This window comes from Leisingera sp. F5 (genome assembly GCF_001593695.1).
The window spans coordinates 1-1,117 of record NZ_LUKH01001316.1 but is presented as its reverse complement, the minus strand read 5'-3'; the positions used below and the strand labels follow the sequence as shown (position 1 = coordinate 1,117).

2 protein-coding genes are annotated in these 1,117 nt (G+C 58.5%); both read right to left on the bottom strand.

Features of this window, described 5'->3' with window-relative positions; translation table 11 throughout:
- Nucleotides 1-487: RNA-binding protein (locus tag A2I95_RS41070; protein ID WP_291738035.1), on the bottom strand; the 487-nt coding region annotated here is incomplete at its 3' end.
- Between the two features lie 27 nt (nucleotides 488-514).
- On the bottom strand, nucleotides 515-1,117 hold a 603-nt coding region (locus A2I95_RS41065; protein WP_367153226.1), incomplete at its 5' end, for a helix-hairpin-helix domain-containing protein.

The following is a 1,117-nucleotide window of genomic DNA, read 5'->3' as shown; positions in this document are numbered from 1 at the left end:
GTCCCAGTTCGTCCGCGGTAAGCCAGCCGATGAACTTGCCGTCTTGCGGCGTGCTCAATTTCGACTTGCCCCGCCCCGAGCCATCACTGGCCTGGATCAGTACTTCGGCCTCATCTTTCATCAGCCAGTCTTTGACCTTTTCAAAGCCAGCAACGGCACCCCCGCCTTTGCGCGACAGGCTGATCAAATCAACCACGCGGCGCGCCAACATCAGTTCGACCTGGTCAACCAGATCATCCGCAATCGTCACCTGCTGCTTGGCCGAGCGCGAGAACTGGTTCTTTTTCACCGCCAGCGTCAGCGCGGCCCGGTCCGCGGAAACCCATATCCCGCGACCCGGTAATTTTTCCGCCAGATCAGGAAAGACCTGGCCATCAGGCCCAACGACAAAGCGGATCAGCCCAAATTTGGGCTGCACCTCGCCCGTGGCGATGCATTTTCGCTCGGAATCATCTTCACGATGCTTGGTTTTGCCGCCACGTGTCATGCGTCAAGCCCCATCCGAAGCCTGAAATCAGGCTTCGCCTTCCTCTTCGCCAGCGTCTTCATCTTCAGCTGCGTCTGCTTCGAGTTCAGCCGGATCGACCCAGCCCAGCATGATGCGGGCAGTCATCACCATGTCCTGCGCCTGTTCCAGCGTCATACCGAAAGGTTCCAGGATACCATCGTCCTTGACCCGTTCGCCGCCATCGTTGGTCCAGCCGCCCGCCAGTTCCCAGTCCGCACAAGTGGCGAAATCTTCCAGCGACTTTACGTCGTCCTTGGCCAGTGCCTCTACCATCTGCGGAGTCAGGCCCTCGAACTGAATAAGGCTGTCTTCGGCGCCCAATTCGCGAGCCGCATCCAAGGCCGCCTTGGCCTTAGCCTCCAGGTAATCGCGGGCACGGGCCTGCAATTCCCCGGCGGTGCTTTCGTCAACACCGTCGATGACCAGCAGCTCATCAAGCTCGACATAAGCGACTTCTTCAAGATTGGTAAAGCCTTCGGAAACCAGCAGCTGGGCAAAGAACTCATCCAGATCCAAGGTTTCCATGAACAGCTTGGTGCGCGCCTCGAATTCCTTCTGGCGGCGGGCCGATTCTTCTTCCTCGGTCATGATATCGATGTCGAGGTTGGT